The organism is Vibrio sp. 11-4(1), from assembly GCF_013048625.1.
Classification (GTDB): domain Bacteria; phylum Pseudomonadota; class Gammaproteobacteria; order Enterobacterales; family Vibrionaceae; genus Vibrio; species Vibrio diabolicus.
The window spans coordinates 394,260-412,027 of the sequence record NZ_VHSY01000003.1; the positions used below are offsets into that span (position 1 = coordinate 394,260).

Below are 17,768 nucleotides of genomic sequence, written 5' to 3' on the forward strand. Positions count from 1 at the left end.
TCTAGTTTGAGGCGAAATAGCGTCTTATAATCCCCTCCGCTCAACTTTGTATTTTGAAAGGAAGTAACTAATGGCCGGCAGTAAAAAATCCAACCGTCGTGAAGAGATCTTACAAGCATTAGCAGAAATGCTTGAATCAACAGAAGGCGCTTCACGCATTACTACGGCAAAACTGGCCAAGCAAGTCGGCGTTTCAGAAGCCGCGCTGTATCGTCATTTCCCAAGTAAAGCGCGCATGTTCGAAGGGTTGATTGAGTTCATTGAAGAAGCCTTGATGACACGTATCAACCGTATTCTAGACGACGAAAAAGATACACTAGAGCGTATTCGTATGGTGATGCACCTTATTTTGGCGTTCTCTGAACGTAACCCTGGTCTGACACGCATTTTGTCGGGCCATGCTCTAATGTTTGAAAATGAACGCCTACGTGAACGCATCAATCAACTCTTTGAGCGCATAGAAACACAATTGCGCCAGATCCTGCGTGAACGTAAGATTCGTGAAGGGAAGTCTTTCCCTGTCGAAGAGCGCATCCTAGCCGCGCAAATTCTGGGACAAGTTGAGGGTAGCCTAAACCGCTTTGTGCGTAGCGACTTTAAATACCAGCCGACTGCAAACTTTGACGAGTACTGGGCGCTTTTGAGTGCACAAATAAAGTAAAAGACTATGAGTAAAGACAAATACACGCAGCCCGAGTTTTCTCTTTCACTTCTTCACCCTCGTAACTGGGGCGTATGGCTTGGGTTTGGTCTGTTGGCCATCCTCGTCAATATTCTTCCTTATCGGCTGCTGCTTTCATTAGGTCGTTCACTCGGTAAACTTGGCATGCGCTACGGTAAAAAGCGTGTCCACGTTGCTCAACGTAACTTAGAATTGGCCTTTCCAGACAAAACACCTGAAGAGATTCAACATATTGTTGAAGAGAACTTCAAAAATACCGGTATGGCACTCATAGAAACCGGAATCACTTGGTTCTGGCCGACTTGGCGCTTTAAAAAACTTATCGTCGAGAAAGATCTCGGCGCACTGCGTGAAAAAGCCAAAGAAGGTAAAGGCGTCCTACTTTGTTGTGTCCATGCTCTTAATCTAGAGATCACTGCACGTGCTTTCGCCGTGCTCGGCGTGGCCGGGTACGGCGCGTTTCGTCCGCATAATAATCCTGCTTATAACTTTATCCAGTATTGGGGACGGACACATAACGGCAATAAATTGATTGATCGTAAAGATGTGAAAAAGATGATTCGTGTATTACGCAGTGGTGAGCGTCTGTTCTATCTGCCGGATCACGATTACGGTCGAAAAAAATCTGTATTTGTGCCCTTCTTTGCCGTAGACGATGCGTGTACGACAACTGGTACAAGCATTCTGGCGTATACCTCAAAATGTGCGATCATCCCAGGCTCAGGGTTTCGCAATGGTGAAGGGAAATACGACATCATCGCCGATAAGTGCATTGAAGCCGACTATCCACAAAAAGACGAAGTCGCCGCTGCTGCTTATATGAACAAGTATGTGGAAGAGGTCATTCTACGCGCTCCAGAGCAATGGATGTGGCTCCATAAACGCTACAAAACCATGCAAGATGAGCATGTCGAGAAAGGCATTCGCTATAAGTAAGTGGTCAAGGCGATAAATCCAAAAACAAAAAAAGGGCAGATGGATATCCATCTGCCCTTTTTACTTTTTCAGAAAAAGTAACAAATTAAATGCCGTATTCCGAGCGATAGGCTTTAACTGCTTCCAAGTGCTCAGCAGCGTCACCTTTCTCTTCTAAGTAAGTCACAAGATCACCCAAACTTACAATTGAAATCACGGCACAACCAAAGTCACGTTCAACTTCTTGAATCGCAGAAAGCTCGCCCTTGCCCTTCTCTTGGCGGTCGATAGCAACCAACACACCCGCAAGGTCAGCGCCATTTGCTTTAATAATTTCCATCGATTCACGGATTGCCGTACCCGCCGTAATCACATCATCCACCAGCATGATGCGACCTTCTAACGCAGAACCAACAAGGTTGCCACCTTCGCCATGATCTTTTGCTTCTTTACGGTTGAAACAGTAAGGCGTGTCGACGTCATGATGATCTGCCAGTGCGACCGCCGTTGTCGTTGCAATAGGAATACCTTTGTACGCAGGGCCAAACAGTACATCGAATTCAATGCCAGAATCAGCGAGCGCGGCTGCGTAAAAACGGCCTAGACGTGCGAGATCACGACCAGTATTGAAAAGACCAGCGTTAAAGAAGTACGGGCTTTTACGGCCAGATTTCAAAGTAAACTCACCAAACTTAAGAACTTCTTTCTCAAGTGCAAACTCAATAAACTCACGCTGGTATGCTTTCATGGATTTCTCTCAATTTTCTTTTCGTGTGGGGATCAGGTCCTAGGACCTAGTAATATGCAAAAAAAAAGCTTCCTTTCGGGGAAGCTATTTAAATAAATCATTAATTTTCTAACGCTGCCTTCTGCGCTGCGACAATTTCCGTAATGCCGATTTTCGCCGACTCGAGCAATGCCATCAACTGTTCGTGACTGAACGGTTCACCTTCTGCGGTGCCCTGAATTTCAATCATCTTACCTTCTTCGGTCATTACCACGTTCATGTCTGTGTCTGCCGCTGAATCTTCAACGTATTCAAGATCACACAATACTTCATCGCCTAGCAAGCCGACAGAAACTGCCGCTACGTGGCCTTTCATTGGATTCGCTTTTAGCTTACCGCTATCCACTAGGTGTTGGAATGCATCGGCCATTGCAACACTTGCGCCGCTGATCGATGCAGTACGCGTACCACCGTCAGCTTGGATAACGTCACAGTCAACGGTGATCATGAACTCACCCATGGCTTTTAGATCGACAACGGCACGTAGGCTTCGCGCGATAAGACGCTGAATTTCCATCGTACGGCCGCCTTGTTTGCCACTTGCCGCTTCACGACGAGTACGAGAATGTGTTGCTCGAGGTAGCATGCCGTATTCAGCTGTAACCCAGCCTTTACCTTGACCTTTTAGCCAACGTGGCACAGATTCTTCGACGGTCGCATTACACAACACTTTGGTGTTACCGAACTCAACTAGCACTGACCCTTCAGCGTAAGCTGTGTAGTTACGAGTAATTTTGATAGGGCGAACTTGATCCGCCTTGCGATCGTTTGGACGCATGGGCATCTACCTTAAATATGAGGAGAAGACGATTTGGTTGGGCGAAGATTATAACGGAATCGATTACGGATTCATAGGTTACGCCGCGGGCACAACATAAACAATCCATACATCCCGCGCACCTATCGACGCAGCGTGATACACTCTTGAAGTAATTTTCAAAAAAATGAAGACAGGAAAATTCGATGATTTACAGTATGACAGCGTATGCACGCAAAGAAGTAAAAGGCGACTGGGGTTCTGCGGTATGGGAAATCCGCAGCGTGAACCAGCGTTATTTAGAAACATACTTCCGCATGCCAGAACAATTTCGTGGATTAGAGCCCGTTTTACGCGAGCGTTTTCGTAAGCGCTTAGCGCGAGGCAAAGTGGAATGTAATCTGCGTTTTGAAGCAAACCCTGCCGCAAAAGGTGAGCTTAGCATCAACGAAGCGCTTGCTAGCCAGGTAATTAAGGCCGCAGAACAAGTCATGCACATGACTGGTGAACTGAGCCGAATCAATCCATTTCAAGTCATGCAATGGCCGGGGGTAATGGAAACGCCAGAGCAAGACATGGATGCGGTAAATAAAGTGCTACTAGAAGCGTTTGATGGCGCAATGGATGAATTTATTGAAGCGCGCGCTCGTGAAGGCGAGAACATGAAGGCGCTGATTGAACAGCGTTTAGACGCCATCTCTGCAGAAGTCGTAAAAGTGCGTGCGCGCATGCCAGAAATTTTAGAATGGCAACGTGAACGACTATTCTCGAAGTTCGAAGACGCTAAAGTGGAACTGGATCCGTCTCGTATCGAGCAAGAGTTGATTTTGCTAGCGCAAAAATCGGATGTTGCTGAAGAGCTCGATCGCTTGGACTCTCACGTAAAAGAAACCACAAACATTCTGAAAAAAGGTGGCGCAGTGGGTCGTCGTCTGGACTTCATGATGCAAGAGTTCAACCGTGAATCGAACACGCTAGCGTCGAAATCCATCAGCACAGACATCACCGCATCGGGCGTTGAACTGAAAGTTCTGATTGAACAGATGCGTGAGCAGATCCAAAATATTGAATGATCTAAAAGTCATCGAGTATTGAAACAAAAAAGCCCCGCTAGTGCGGGGCTTTTTTTTATTCATCTTTTTCCAAGGTTCTGTTATCAACGTAGGGCCAATAATGATGCCCGACTCTGATGAGCAACGTTGCCGCAGCTAAGATAAACGCTGCCAGAGATAACCACACAACCAAAACCGCATCCAGTTCTTTCATTCCGAGTGTGATATAGCGGGCGATCGCCATCATCGCGATATAGATAGGATAGCGTACCGGAATTTTTCCGTTCATCACGAACTGCTGCACCATGGCGAGCACTTCCAGATAGATAAACATCAAAAGAATATCCGTGAGTAAGACACGCTTCTCGACAAATACGTGTACAAACTCTTGCATCATGGCGTACAGCGTCGCCAAGGTAATAGAGACTAATAATACCGCCTCCAAAATATGGAAGATTTTCAGGAACGGTCGACTAAAGGATTTCGGTAAATTCGACGGCATGGTCCATTATCCAGACAAAGAAGATAGGCCTTGAGTTTAGCATGCAACGATCTTCAATCAATCATAATACTCAGGCGTCAATCAACACCAAGACCTAACATAGACCTATAAAAATGCTCCGCTTATTTGGCGGAGCGTTTTTGTGTTATAGGACCTGTGGCATCACTTACGCCACTTGCTGCTTTTTTTCAGCCAGGCGCTTTTTCTTCCGATATTTAGGGTGGGTGATCGGAATCGCAGATAGGAGTTTCTTGGTGTACTCGTTTTGCGGGTTTGCATAAATTTCTTTCGCGCTGCCTGCTTCTACCACTTTACCAAAATACATCACGGCAACTTTGTCAGAGACGTGTTTCACCACAGAGAGATCGTGAGAGATAAAGATGATCGCCAAGTTCATCTCTTGTTGCAGTTGTAGTAATAGGTTCAAGATTTGTGCCTGTACCGACACATCTAACGCAGATACCGATTCATCACAAATCAGTAATTTAGGCTTCAATGCTATCGCGCGAGCAATACCGATACGCTGACGTTGGCCGCCTGAAAACTCATGTGGATAGCGGTTGACTGCCGTTTCTGGCAAGCCCACTTTGATTAAAAGCTCTTTTACCCACTGTTTGCGCTCGGCTGGCGTACCGATTTTATGAATAACAAACGGTTCTTCTAGAATCATACCGATGGTATGACGCTGATTGAGTGATTCCATTGGGTCTTGAAAGACGATTTGCATGTCTTTACGCAGCGATCGCATCTCTTTGACAGACAGTTTAGTGATGTCTTTACCTTCAAAGAAAATCTTACCTTCCGTTGGCTCGTATAACTTTAAGATCGTGCGCCCAAGGGTGCTTTTACCACAACCTGACTCACCAACTAGTCCCAGTGTTTCACCTTCAGAAACAGACAGTGAAACCCCGTCTACCGCTTTGATGGTGTAGCCTTTCTTGAACAGCCCTTTACCAGAAACAAAGTGCTGCTTAAGATTTTCAATTCTTAATACTTCTTTTGCCATAACATCCTCTTTTATGACTCGTTCACTTTGCCCAGTTAACTGGCAAACATACTGGCATCAATAGGCTTGATATCGATCATCTGCTTCGGCTCATTATCTAAGCTCGGCATCAACCCCATCAAACGCTCTGTATATGGGTGCTGCGGGTTATCAAACAACTCAAAAATTTCTGCTTTTTCGACAATACGCCCACCATACATCACGGCAACATCATCACACACTTCTGCCACAACCCCGAGGTCGTGAGTAATGAAGATCATCGCCATGCCCGTTTCTTCCTGAAGCTCGTTCATCAGTTCAAGGATAGACGCCTGAACCGTAACATCCAACGCCGTAGTCGGTTCATCACAAATCAGAATATCCGGCTTACAGGCCAACGCCATCGCGATCATTACACGCTGGCGCATACCGCCAGATAGGTTATGGGGATACTCATTCAATCGTTTCTCTGGCATTGGGATTTTGACTTTTGCCAGCATCTCGATCGAGAAAGCCTCCCGCTCCTTTTTGTCGAGCTCAGGTCGATGAAGTTCAAGCACTTCACATATTTGGCGACCAATGGTGTGTACTGGATTTAGCGCCGTCATCGGATCTTGGAAGATGATCGAAATGCGATCGCCACGCATGGCGTACATCTCTTCCGCAGGCAAATCAACTAGGTTGGTGCCGCGATAATTCACTTCACCTTTGATGATGTTGCCATATGGCTTAGGTAAAAGACCCATGATCGACATTGAGGTTACGCTCTTACCACTGCCTGACTCTCCCACCAGACCGAGTGTACGTCCAGCTCTCACATCAAAGTTCACACCATGCAGCACCTTCACTGGTCCATCATCGGTGGTGAATTCAACTTCGAGATCTTTAACACTTAGGATTACATCGTTTTCCATAACCAATCCTTACAGCTTATAAGTGTCATCTACGACGACGACAGGTTCAAAAGCTTTGCCTGATTTCATCGCTTGTTTGGTTTCTTTCTTGATATCGCTATCAATCCAGTAAGTGCCATCCCCTATGATGCCACCACTGAACAACGCCTCTGTCATGCGATTCATTGGCTTATCAGGAAACTTTAGCCAGCGCCAGTGACCGTAGCGGACATAAGGAATCATGTAGCCTGTTACGATAACGTGCGCATCAATGATGTCACGCTGAATCTCATGACCTAGCTGGATCTTTTTATCCATATCCATGCTAAAACGATACTCGATGATCTTTTCATCCAGCTCTGGCGTGCTGTAGTTTGTGAAAGAGTTAGTTTGCGGCTTGTTCGCATTGACTGAATGGAAGTACTCCCAATACGTTGGGATCTCGGACGTCCCCATATCTAAGAAAGCCAAATCGTGCTTTTTCTCACGGACGTATTTGAACATGGATGAGCCATCAACCAACTTGAGCTCAATATCCAACCCTGCTAGCTTGGCTTGCTCACGCAAAAAAGCAATACGAGGAGTATGAACAGGTGTTCCGTAGGTCAGCTCGAAGCTTAAACGCTCACCTTTGTCATTGACACGAATACCATCGGAACCAATTTTGTTAAAGCCTGCGGCTTCGAATGCCTCGGCCGCTTTTGCTGGGTCAAATTTCGGTGCTTTCGCGTCTGGTAGGGTATATTTACCATGGCCATAACCGGTCGGGTTTGGCTTACGGGAGTAGTCACCACGCATGATGTTCTCAATCATGCCATCAAAATCAATTGCGTAAGTAATGCCCTTGCGAACGTTTAAATCATCCAGTAAAGGCATCGCGGTGTTCATCCATACGCCGCCCGCACCGACTGGAAATTGGTTGTAACCCCAGAACTTTTGAATGTAGCCTTTTTGGTACGGTTCTGTGTTCGATTTATCGTGCCATAGACTTGGCAGAACCAGACCAAATGCATCCAACTTACCCTTTTCAAAATGCTTCATCGCAATATCGCTATCGCGGATCACCGTGATGCGAATCTTGTCGACATTGTAGCGATTTTGGTAGTACTTATTGCTGTAACCCCACCAATCTTCACCAACATGTTTGAAAGTCACACTTCTACCTTTTTTGATATCATCTAGGTAATACGCACTGGTCGTTGGTTCACTTTTAAAGTTGTAGTAACGGACAAAATTATCGTGAATACCATCACCATTTTCGTCCTTTGAAGGATTGGCATAAAAGTGTGCGGGACGTGGGCGTAAAGCCCCCATTCTTAGCAATAATTCTTCCGGATTGAACTCTTTCGCGGCCTTAACAGCAAACGTATGAGCGTCGTACTTAATAACCTCCGCAATGGTTTTGTTGTAATAATCGTTGTACCAAGGTTCTAGGATATCCTTAGAACGATAAAACTTAAGCATGAATACAAAATCGTCGGCAGTCACAGGCTTGCCGTCCGACCATTTGGCTTCTGGATTGAGTTTGAAATAGACGGTTTTATTGTCGCCAGCTAACGCCCACTCATTAGCAAGTTCAGGGATGAACTCTAAAGTGTCTGGGTGGCGAACCACCAATCCAGGGGTTTCATCCAAGATAAAGGAACGCAACCCCGCATTGGCGTCTGGACCAACACTACGTAACGTCTGTGGAAAACTTGACATGAAGGTGCGATAGGTCCCTCCACGTTTCGCTTCAGGCGAACCATATTGAGGCTCATCCCAGTTTGTTTGCCAGTTTAAGTCAGTCGGAAGCGTTGCTGACATTGCACCAAAACTCAGGGCGCTCAGCGTGGACGCTAAAAATAATTTCTTCATAAAACTTCCCTTTTTTATGTTTTGCTCACAATGCTCGCTTAAACATAGCGTGTGAATTTTTTCGGGTCGAAGGCCGCTCGAATGGCTTCACCAATAAAGGTCACCATTACCAACACGAGTACAATTGACGTCACCACTGAAGCAACAATCCATGGCGAGTCTAAGTTTGACTTACCTTGTTGTAGCAGTTCCCCCCAACTTGGCGTTGGTGGCATCAGACCTAAACCTAGATAATCCAAAGCGGTCAGCGCAGTGATGTTTGCTGCAATAGTGAACGGAGCCAATGTCACAATCATTACCATCGTATTCGGTAGGATGTGATTAAACAAAATACGTCCCGTCGATGCCCCCAGAGCACGTGCCGCCATTACGTATTCTCGTGCCGCTTCTTTATAGGTCATGGTTCGCATGTACCATGTCATCCCCATCCAAGTGAAAAGCACGTTAATAGCGACAAAGAGAGCGAACGTCGGCTGAACGATTGAGACAAGAATCATAATGACGTACAAAAACGGCACCATTGACCAGATTTCGATAAGTCTCTGCACAAACAAGTCAAATTTACCGCCCCAAAAGCCCATAGCACAACCGACAGCCGTGCCGATCGCGTAGGAAATTGCCATGGTGAGCAAAGCAAATCCCATTGCCGTTCTGAATCCGTAGACAAGTCGCGCCAAAATATCGCGACCTATCACATCTGTACCTAAATAATGCTTGTTTTCGGCACTAGGTGCTGTTGGCGGGAAATCACCACTAAAATCTTGTTCATATGGGTTCCATGGCACAAGCGGCAAAATAACAAAGTTGTCGCCCCCTTCGGCCTCAAACGCTTTTTGCAGCACGCGATAATCCGCTTCGCTGGATGACTCTTGGCCGAATTCACTGCCTAAACGGACATCACTGACAACAGGAAAATAGTAGCTACCATCGTACTTGACGACTAGCGCTTTACTATTAATCAGAAGTTCAGCAAAGAGCGACAGGATCAACATGATTGAGAGAATGACAAACGACCAATAACCTCGTTTGATCTCTTTAAAGTGGCGAATTTTCTTTTGAGTTAATGGACTAACTTTAATCATGTTACGCTCCAAACTTCACACGTGGGTCGACTAAAGCAACACAAATATCTGAAATAATGTTACCAATGAGCAGCAACAGCGCATTAATGGCGACAATACCCATAACAACAGGGTAATCACGCTCCATGATTGATTCGTAACCCAATAAACCAATGCCATCAATATTGAAGATAACTTCAATCAGGAAGGCACCAGTCATGAAGAACAACAAAGAGTTACCAAAGTGACTCGCGATTGGGATTAAGCTGTTACGCAACGCGTGCTTACGAACCGCCTTTTTGAAAGGTAAGCCCTTCGCGATAGCTGTACGGATATAGTCTGAAGAAAGGTTTTCCATCAGGTTGTTTTTCATCGTCATTGTCAGTGTTGCAAAGTCGCCAATGAGGTAACAGATTAAAGGCAACACCGCGTGCCACATGATGTCCTTGGCGCGTTCAAAGAAAGTTTCGTAATCGTCGAAGTCATCGCCGACAAAGCCTCCCATCGGAAACCATTCCAAGTGATAACTAAATAGCGTGATGAGCAATACACCCACCACATAGCCAGGCAAGGCATAGCCCACAAAGATGAGTATTGAAGAAGCGGAATCAAACACAGAGCCGTGCTTGAGCGCCTTGTAATAACCAAGAGGGATCGAGATAAAATAACTGATAAAAAAGGTCATGCCGCCATAAAATAACGACACAGGTAAACGCTCTGCAATCATGTCAGAGACAGGTTCGTAGTAACGTGTTGACTCACCAAGGTCTAGCACGATCAAGCGGCTTAGCCACTCCACATACGCTTCTGTCACTGGCTTATCCAGACCGTAAAACGCATTTAGCTCAGCGATTTGATCATCAGAAAGGGCGGTATTGCCACCAGCAGACGTCATTGATGCGGCACCATCCCCTTGAGACTGCATTTGTGACAACATGCGTTCAACAGGTCCGCCCGGCACGAAACGAGTGATAGCAAAGATAAGAATAGTTATCCCGAGAAACGTTGGTATCACCAACGCCAAACGGCGTAAAAAGTACGACAGCATATACAACTTGCTCCTTGTCTACTGTCCAGTTCAGGCGGAGTGAAAGAGGAAGTTCCCCGCCCAAAGTGGTGCATATTTATCTCGTAGTAACTAAAACTGTTGAAACACACTCCCTGCGTTTCAAGAACCAGACTTTTCTACTACTGCAATAATTTCAGCGTCATATTTATCTTGAATCCACATCAGCTTCAAGTGTTTGAAACCAAAACATGACAAACTTCCTCCGAAGTCGAAAAACAGAAATGTTTTTGTAAAAAATTATAAAAAACCACAAAAATAATTCACACAGAATATCAATCTAGGCTGTTTAGAGCCAAAACCCTACATAAAAATGCAAATACATGGAATAAATAGACATATCCACCACATGTATATTTGACCTAAAAATACGAGTGAGCCCTTTTACAGCAATGGGTATCATATTTTGATACCACCCTATAAGTTCGAGTCACCAAAGTATGGATTCGATATAAAACTCATCTCAGAACAATTCACTGGAAAAATATCTTTTTTCAGATTCAATTACCCACTAAAAAACCATAGGCAAGATAAGTCATTAAAGTTTATAAGAAACACAAAATACGGTGTTTTATTGAAATTTGATGTCGCCTTGGTAAGGCTATTTAGTTTTTTATTCCGCGTTTTAAACTAACCCTGGTTATTTACATCTTTTTTACATTTAAGCATCCCCGTTTACCACTGGTTTGACTTCCTTTTTTCATCTCGGTTATACATTGGCCGAACGTTAACGAAATATTAACGTCACAATTGGCCGCTATGCGGCCAGACATAGGAAATAATAATAATCGGAGCAACAAGGATGTATAAAAACACAACCGCTTTATCTGTTGCGATAAGCCTTGCGTTGGGGACAGCAGCAGTCGTAGCCCCAGCAACAGCACTGGCAGAAGAGCAACAAGTTGAAAAACTTCAAAAGATGAAAGTTACTGGTTCGCGTATCTCCACGACGGATATGGAAGGTCCTTCACCAGTTACTGTTATTAATAGTAAAGATATTGAATCTAAAGGTTTTAACAGCGCGCAAGACGTGTTGAACAGTTTGACTCAAAACACCGGTGGTGTAATGGCTCAAACGAACTCTTTCTCATTCACACCTGCAGCACAGTCAGTCAACTTACGTGGTCTTGGCGCTTCACGCACATTGATTCTTATCGATGGTCGTCGCCTTCCTCAATACCCACTGGCTCAAGATGGCACATCTAACTTCCAAGACATTGGTCAAATCCCTGTTGCCGCTATCGAGCGTGTTGAAGTAATGACTGATTCAGGTTCCGCTATCTACGGCTCCGACGCGATCGGCGGTGTCGTAAACTTCATTTTAAAGAAAGACTTTGATGGCGTTTCTGTAAAAGTACGTGCGGGTGACGCAACAGATGGTGGCTACCAAAATGGCCGTTTAGACGTTGTTGCCGGTAAAGATTTTGACGATAAACGTATTCTCTTCGTTGGCCAATTTGCGGGCAACGAAATGCTTAAGCAATCTGACCGAGATGATTGGGCTGGCGATGACGGTTCTAGCCGTTCTCAGCTAAGTGGTTACTCTAGCTACGGTGCAAACTTTGAAGGCGCAAACGGAACACTTCTAACACCAGCTGATGCTGGTTCTTCATGTAAAGAAGTCGTTGGTGATGCCGCTATTGAACGAGCGGATGGCAAGTGTGGTGTTAACCGCTCTGCATACCGAACGTTGAAACCAGAAAATAAACAAGTAGACCTGCTTTTACGTGGTGAAATGGACATTAACGACAATGTCACTGCCATGGCAGAAGCCCGTTTTGGCTACAAGTCTACAGAATCTGAATTCGAACCTAACCCTTACAGCGTAGAAGTTGATGCCACTCACTTCCGCGGCGAAGGTGAATACACTCGCCGTATGGTCGAATTTGGCCCACGCGAAAGTAACACTGAAGCCGATTCTTTTGGCTTAACCTTAGGCTTGAACGGCCTGCTTGCTGATGCGTATGATTGGGACCTATCAGCTGGTTACTCTGAGCAAAGCGTTGAAACAAGCAACCCAGCAATCTTCCTAACTCTTGATCAAGCCGTACAAAATGGCGATGTCGATCTTCTAGGGCCTATCTCTCAAGACGTTGTAAACAAATACAGCGGCACATCAAGCAAAGAAGCTTACTCAAAGCTTTACTCTGTTAACGGCTCACTGGCTGGTGATTTGGTTGAACTTCCTGCAGGTATGTCTGGCTTTGCTGTTTATGGTGAATGGAACCGTACTGACTACAACGAAACGATTGATGCTACAACAGCAGCTGGTGGTTTCTCTGGTCTAGGTGGAACATCAGGCGGCGGTGACCGCGATCAGATTGGTCTTGGTGTTGAAGCTCTTATTCCTATCATTGAAGATTTAGAAATGACTGTCGCTGGTCGTTACGACCACTACTTCGACGACTCGGCAACTGGCGGCGCATTCACTCCTAAAGTAGCCCTAGCATACCGTCCTACTGACACCCTATTGCTACGTGGTAGCTACGGTCTAGGCTTCCGAGCTCCAGACTTGAAGCGACTATTTGGTGATCAAACTCGAGGCTTTGGTTCTGGTTTTGACCCTGTGCTTTGTGCCAACGCTGGTGGTAGCGGCCCACAAGATAAAGATAAGTACCCAGAGTGTGATACTCAATACTTCGATACGCTTAACGGCCCTAACTCTGAGCTGAAAGAAGAAACAAGTACAAACATTAACTTGGGTCTAGCTTGGGAACCTGTGGATGACCTTGGCGTAACTGTTGACTGGTACCACATCAAGATGGAAGACGTCGTAACAGCACCAACTTACCAAGACGTAATTAACGATCCAGGTAAATACCCAGGCACAGAAGTAGTTCGTAATACAGACGGTACAATCAAGTCCGTATCTTACGGCCCAGTCAACCAGTCATATGAAGAGCGTTCTGGTGTTGACCTTGCTGTGAAATATGCTTACGACACTAATGAGTTCGGTTCATTCAATACGCGCGTAGCTGTAACTAAGATCTTGATTGCTGAATATCAAGAAAACGACAGTGAGCCAGTAACGGATGAAAGAGATTTCATGCCTGAATACACCGCAACGTTAAACCTTGGCTGGGCATACGAAGATGTCGCTATCAACCTATTTGGTAAATACCGTGACCGTATGTGTTCAAGCTATGCGAACCGTTACTACTTTGATGACTGTGACTCTGCTAAGAAAGCTGGTTACAAAGCAGAAATCGCGAGCATGACAACATGGAACCTAACGGCTTCTTACCAATTCAACGAGAGTGGCCGTGTAACTCTTGGTGCTATCAACATGTTTGACAAGGTACCGCCTGCCGATCCTCTAAATGATACCTCTCCATTCTATGCAACTGGATATGACGATCCAATCGGCCGTCAGCTTTACATCGAGGCATCATACGACTTCTAAAAAATATTTGGCGCGGGTTTTCCGCGCCCTTTTCGACTGACTAAAACACTGACAAGGATGCAACCATGAAATTCAAGGAATTTGGTCTCAGTGCCATAGCTGCAGCATTGCTTACTATCAGTAGTAGCTCTGTAGCGGCCAACTCTGGTGCTGTCGTTTCCACACAAGCAAAAGCAAATCAATCTTCAGAAGCTTCACAACAAAAAATCGACAACTATGCCGAAAGCACTGAAGGCATGTTGGCAGAATACAAAGGCTTACTTCGTCAAATCGACAGTATGAAAGTCTACAACGAGCAAATTAACCGTATGGTTCAATCGCAGCAAGGCGAGTTGGACTCATTAAATAACCAAATTGCTCAAATCGATCAAACGGCAACAGAAGTGGTGCCACTTACATTAAAAATGATCGATGCACTCGACGAATTTGTGACTCTCGATCTGCCTTTCCAGAAAAAAGAGCGTAATAAACGTGTCCAAGAACTGCGTCGTCTCATGGATCGCGCCGACGTAACAACTTCAGAGAAATTCCGTAAAGTGATGGAAGCGTACCAAATTGAAGAAGGCTTCTCTCGCTCAATCGAATCTTACAAAGCTAGCCTAGACCGAAATGGTGAAACCGTGACTTACGATTTCCTACGTATTGGTCGCACAGCACTTCTATTCCAATCTCCAGACGGTGGTGAGACAGGTATGTGGAACCAACAAACACGTCAATGGGAAACATTACCAGAAAGCTACCGCATCGCGGTACAGCAAGGCCTTCGTATCGCGAAGAAGCAAGCGCCACCAGCGCTAATCAAACTGCCTGTATTTGCTGGGGAGGAATAAGAGATGAAAGGATTCAAAACTCTAGCCGCTGGCCTACTAGCGAGCTTATTTATGGTTTCTGGCGTACAAGCAGAAGCGCCTAAAAACTTATCTGAACTACTTAAAAACGTAAAATCAGAAAGCATCGTTGAGTCGAAAGAGAACAAAGCCCGTGAAGCTGAGTTCAAGAACAACCGAGATAAGCAAGCAGCATTATTGCAACAGGCTCGTGAAGAGCTAGCTGCACAGCAAGCACTGGGCGATCAACTTAAAGCAACCTTTGATGAAAACGATAAGCAGCTGACTGAACTAACAGAAACCCTACGTGTTCGCTCTGGTACTTTGGGCGAAATGTTTGGTGTGGTCCGCCAGTATGCGGGCGAGTTTAAGGGCTTATTTGCAGCCTCTCAAAACGCTGTTCAGTTCCCAGAGCGTGACGCTCTACTAACGAAACTGGCTGAAAGTAAAGAACTGCCGTCAACACAAGAGCTAGAAGCTTTCTGGCATACCATTCTTCAACAAGTGGTTGCTTCTGGCGAAACTGCAACAACCCAAGCAACGGTTGTTTATGGCGAAGGTAAAGAAGCGGTTCGCGATGTCACTCTCGTCGGTGAGTTTAACGCGATTGCCGATGGTAAGTACGTCACTTATGTACCTCAAACAGGTAAGTTCGAAGAACTCTCTCGACAGCCTCGCACCAATATTACACGTCATGTTGCAGGCTTTGAGTCAGCGTCAAACAGCTATGAGCCACTGTTTATTGACCCATCCCGTGGTGTCATTTTGTCTCTACTTGTACAAAGCCCAACCGTTCAAGAACGAATTGATCAAGGTGGCATTGTAGGTTACGTCATCCTTGGTATGGGTGCAGTTGGCGCTATCATTGCTCTAATTTGCTTCCTACGCCTTCAAGTGATTGGCGGCAAAATGCGTAAGCAAGCGAAATCAGAAACCGTGATTCCTGGCAACCCATTGGGTGAAGTTATCCAAGCTTACCAAGAGCACAAAGGTGACAACCTTGAAGATCTGGAAGCGAAGCTGGACGAAATCATTCTACGTAATGCTCCAAGCATTGAGCGCTTCATCAGCTCAATCAAGCTTTTTGCTTCTGTAGCTCCTCTACTTGGTCTACTGGGTACGGTAATGGGTATGATCGGCACATTCCAAGCCATTACTCTGTTCGGTACCGGCGACCCTAAACTGATGGCTGGCGGTATTTCTGAAGCTCTTGTTACCACTATGCTAGGTCTGGTTGTCGCAATTCCATTGCTGTTCCTTTACACCATCGTACACAGCAAAGGTCGTCGTTTGGTTCAAACTCTTGAAGAACAGAGTGCAGGCTTCATCGCTCGCTATCAGGAAAAACTGCATAAAGCCGAAAGCTAAGGAGGCGTTATGTGGTGGTTAGTTGGAGAACTTGAATCAATTAGGCGCTTCTTGGGAATGGGTGGCGATGTACTCGTCGCCATCTTCATCCTCAGCTTTATGCTGTGGGCAGTATTGTTAGAACGTTGGTTCTATTTTGCTGCCGTCGCTCCAAAAGCCATGAAAAAAGCCGTTGGCTCATGGCAAGGGCGCTCAGAGCATCAAAGTTGGAACGCTAAGATGATCCGACAAGAAATCGTTTCTCGTCAGGATATTGAGAATAAAAAGGGACTACCAATCGTGAAAGTATTGATTGCACTTTGTCCCCTACTGGGTCTACTCGGCACCGTTGTCGGCATGATCCAAGTATTCGACATCTTAGCGGTAACAGGAACAGGAAGCCCTCGAGCAATGGCCTCGGGGATCTCAAAGGCAACAATCCCAACTTTAGCCGGGATGGTGGCTTCTCTATCAGGACTGTTCTTTAGTTCACGTCTTGATCATTTAGCCAAAGTCACAACGCAAAAGCTGGAAGATAAGCTAAAGCATATTGCCTGAGTAAATGGAATTAGAGGTATAGGTCATGAAAAGACGCTATAGCAGTGATAGCAGTGATGAAACCGCTATCGATATGACACCGATGCTCGACATCGTATTTATCATGTTGATCTTCTTTATCGTAACAACATCGTTCGTAAAAGAAGCAGGTCTAGAAGTAAACCGTCCGACGGCAAGCTCAGCGCAAACCGTTAAGAAAGGTAACATCATGGTCGCAGTTGGTGCGGCGGGTGATGTTTGGGTTGATAAACGCCGCATCGAAGTGGACGCGGTTCGCGCGAATATTGAACGTCTTCGTGCAGAAAGTCCTGATGGCGCAGTTGTTATCCAAGCCGACACTGAAGCAAATGCTGGCGTAGTCGTGAAGGTTATGGACCAGATCAAAATGGCAGGTGTAGAAAGCATCTCCATTGCCGCAACCAATAAGGATTAAGCTTATGCGGTATCTGGCCTCAATTGCACTGGCGCTCATTGTCTCCCTCGGGTTGTTCTGGGGGATGGACAAGCTAGTAAACAAAGAGCGCCACGAGTTAGTGTCGAATGATGACCTACGTATGGTCGAGTTTATTCGCATTAAACCAGAAGAAAAAATACAGGAGAAAAAACGCGAACTTCCAAAACCACCACCACCTAAGCGTCCGCCGCCGCCGCCAGAAATGAAAGTGACAGCGACAGTAAAACCGGTGACGGAGCAGACCCCAATGGACATGCCAAAACTTGACCTACCCGTAAATGTTACAGGTGGCTCGGTGCTTGGACATTATAGCCAGGGTGGAGGTGCACAATTAGCGGGTAGCGGAGGTCCGACCCCTCTTGCAACATTCCAGCCTCAAATGCCTAGAAAGGCTGCGAAAGCAGGAATTGAAAAAGGGGTTGTCTTACTAGAGTTTACTGTAAATGCACGTGGTGCCGTAGAGGACATCAAAGTTCTTAAAGAGCAACCACGACGCTTAGGCCTCGGTCGAGCGGCAAGAAAAACAGTCTCTAAATGGACATTTAAACCAAAATTGGTTGACGGGAAACCTGTTAGCTCGCGCCTATCGCAAGAAATAGAGTTCTCAACCAATTAAGGAGTC

General features: G+C 45.7%; 17 protein-coding genes. 9 read left to right on the top strand and 8 right to left on the bottom strand.

Annotated elements, in window-relative coordinates:
- Positions 1–70: 70 nt before the first annotated feature.
- Together slmA and FKN16_RS08230 are read left to right on the top strand one after the other, a co-directional pair.
- Positions 71–661 carry a nucleoid occlusion factor SlmA gene (gene slmA, locus FKN16_RS08225; RefSeq protein WP_005395778.1) on the top strand — a complete coding sequence of 197 codons (591 nt, stop codon included), beginning with the start codon at positions 71–73 and terminating at the stop codon, positions 659–661.
- A 6-nt stretch (positions 662–667) separates the two neighbouring features.
- A complete protein-coding gene (locus tag FKN16_RS08230; protein WP_012841196.1) occupies positions 668–1,618 on the top strand; it encodes a Kdo(2)-lipid IV(A) acyltransferase in 951 nt (316 codons plus the stop codon).
- Positions 1,619–1,703: 85 nt separating this feature from the next.
- On the opposite strand, the gene pyrE is transcribed toward FKN16_RS08230, so the two are convergent.
- Complete coding sequence (gene pyrE, locus FKN16_RS08235; protein WP_124007343.1) at positions 1,704–2,345, bottom strand: orotate phosphoribosyltransferase; 642 nt, start codon at positions 2,343–2,345, stop codon at positions 1,704–1,706.
- A 100-nt stretch (positions 2,346–2,445) separates the two neighbouring features.
- Positions 2,446–3,162 carry a ribonuclease PH gene (gene rph, locus FKN16_RS08240; protein WP_005395768.1) on the bottom strand — a complete coding sequence of 239 codons (717 nt, stop codon included), beginning with the start codon at positions 3,160–3,162 and terminating at the stop codon, positions 2,446–2,448.
- A gap of 185 nt (positions 3,163–3,347) precedes the next feature.
- Here rph and FKN16_RS08245 point away from each other — a divergent pair, with 185 nt between their 5' ends.
- The gene (locus FKN16_RS08245; protein ID WP_005395766.1) at positions 3,348–4,214 is read left to right on the top strand and encodes a YicC/YloC family endoribonuclease; all 867 of its coding nucleotides are present in this window, start codon (positions 3,348–3,350) and stop codon (positions 4,212–4,214) included.
- 55 nt (positions 4,215–4,269) lie between these two features.
- Here FKN16_RS08245 and FKN16_RS08250 read toward each other — a convergent pair whose 3' ends face one another.
- The 6 genes from FKN16_RS08250 to FKN16_RS08275 all read right to left on the bottom strand — a co-directional run bounded on the left by FKN16_RS08250 (position 4,270) and on the right by FKN16_RS08275 (position 10,539).
- Positions 4,270–4,695 carry a phosphate-starvation-inducible PsiE family protein gene (locus tag FKN16_RS08250; protein WP_012841209.1) on the bottom strand — a complete coding sequence of 142 codons (426 nt, stop codon included), beginning with the start codon at positions 4,693–4,695 and terminating at the stop codon, positions 4,270–4,272.
- A gap of 166 nt (positions 4,696–4,861) precedes the next feature.
- Positions 4,862–5,701 carry an ABC transporter ATP-binding protein gene (locus FKN16_RS08255; protein WP_005394930.1) on the bottom strand — a complete coding sequence of 280 codons (840 nt, stop codon included), beginning with the start codon at positions 5,699–5,701 and terminating at the stop codon, positions 4,862–4,864.
- A 35-nt stretch (positions 5,702–5,736) separates the two neighbouring features.
- Positions 5,737–6,594 carry an ABC transporter ATP-binding protein gene (locus FKN16_RS08260; RefSeq protein WP_005394932.1) on the bottom strand — a complete coding sequence of 286 codons (858 nt, stop codon included), beginning with the start codon at positions 6,592–6,594 and terminating at the stop codon, positions 5,737–5,739.
- A gap of 9 nt (positions 6,595–6,603) precedes the next feature.
- The gene (locus tag FKN16_RS08265; protein WP_053808672.1) at positions 6,604–8,430 is read right to left on the bottom strand and encodes an extracellular solute-binding protein; all 1,827 of its coding nucleotides are present in this window, start codon (positions 8,428–8,430) and stop codon (positions 6,604–6,606) included.
- A gap of 38 nt (positions 8,431–8,468) precedes the next feature.
- Positions 8,469–9,512 carry an ABC transporter permease subunit gene (locus tag FKN16_RS08270; protein ID WP_006741815.1) on the bottom strand — a complete coding sequence of 348 codons (1,044 nt, stop codon included), beginning with the start codon at positions 9,510–9,512 and terminating at the stop codon, positions 8,469–8,471.
- Between the two features lies 1 nt (position 9,513).
- Positions 9,514–10,539, bottom strand: coding sequence for an ABC transporter permease subunit (locus FKN16_RS08275; RefSeq protein ID WP_065646536.1), 1,026 nt, complete (start codon positions 10,537–10,539; stop codon positions 9,514–9,516).
- 820 nt (positions 10,540–11,359) lie between these two features.
- Between FKN16_RS08275 and FKN16_RS08280 the strand changes: the two genes are divergently transcribed.
- The 6 genes from FKN16_RS08280 (at position 11,360) to FKN16_RS08305 (ending at position 17,762) form a co-directional block, all read left to right on the top strand.
- Positions 11,360–13,960 carry a TonB-dependent receptor gene (locus tag FKN16_RS08280; RefSeq protein ID WP_048624621.1) on the top strand — a complete coding sequence of 867 codons (2,601 nt, stop codon included), beginning with the start codon at positions 11,360–11,362 and terminating at the stop codon, positions 13,958–13,960.
- A 65-nt stretch (positions 13,961–14,025) separates the two neighbouring features.
- Positions 14,026–14,790, top strand: coding sequence for a DUF3450 domain-containing protein (locus FKN16_RS08285; protein ID WP_104971145.1), 765 nt, complete (start codon positions 14,026–14,028; stop codon positions 14,788–14,790).
- Between the two features lie 3 nt (positions 14,791–14,793).
- Positions 14,794–16,155: a MotA/TolQ/ExbB proton channel family protein gene (locus FKN16_RS08290; protein ID WP_005394940.1), complete on the top strand. Its 1,362-nt coding sequence runs from the start codon at positions 14,794–14,796 to the stop codon at positions 16,153–16,155.
- Positions 16,156–16,164: 9 nt separating this feature from the next.
- Positions 16,165–16,692, top strand: a complete 528-nt coding sequence (locus FKN16_RS08295; RefSeq protein WP_005379363.1) for a MotA/TolQ/ExbB proton channel family protein — start codon at positions 16,165–16,167, stop codon at positions 16,690–16,692.
- Positions 16,693–16,717: 25 nt separating this feature from the next.
- Entirely contained in the window at positions 16,718–17,125 is a 408-nt protein-coding gene (locus tag FKN16_RS08300; RefSeq protein WP_005379359.1) for a biopolymer transporter ExbD, read from the top strand.
- A gap of 4 nt (positions 17,126–17,129) precedes the next feature.
- Complete coding sequence (locus FKN16_RS08305; RefSeq protein WP_170902460.1) at positions 17,130–17,762, top strand: energy transducer TonB; 633 nt, start codon at positions 17,130–17,132, stop codon at positions 17,760–17,762.
- Positions 17,763–17,768 lie beyond the last annotated feature (6 nt).